The following is a 384-nucleotide window of genomic DNA, read 5'->3' as shown; positions in this document are numbered from 1 at the left end:
GCAGGTAGATCCAGCCATGTCGGCGGATGATAAGATCACGCAATCGTTTCCAAAGCGCTGGTGGGATGGCGCTGTCTCGGAGCCGGCCAAGCTTGTGTGCCGTGACCACATGATCCTCCTTACCGACGGCCGGGTGGCGTCAGCCAATGTTGGGGCGCTATTTCCCCTCGACTTCGATGACACTGATCGCGCCGGACCGGCAAGCCAAGCTCGCTTGGCGGGCCCTCTCCAGCATGTCGGCGGCGGTTAACTTGACTGGTGTAATCAATTCGGAGATGCCATGTTTCCCCTCGCCGAATAGCTTCGGGTCAGACCCGTAGCCGTAGCCAGCGGCCATGCAGATGTCTTGGTCTGTGAAGACCTCATATGTCTCGACGGTGCCGT

At 59.6% G+C, this 384-nt stretch carries 1 protein-coding gene; it reads right to left on the bottom strand.

Going from position 1 to position 384, the window contains the following annotated elements:
* Positions 1–157 precede the first annotated feature (157 nt).
* Positions 158–384: hypothetical protein (locus tag AC5Y49_RS24860; protein ID WP_499892031.1), on the bottom strand; the 227-nt coding region annotated here is incomplete at its 5' end.

The sequence above is a fragment of the Mycobacterium sp. NGS62 genome (genome assembly GCF_059812285.1).
The sequence above is the reverse complement of the archived record's forward strand: the minus strand, read 5'-3'. Positions and strand labels throughout refer to the sequence as shown.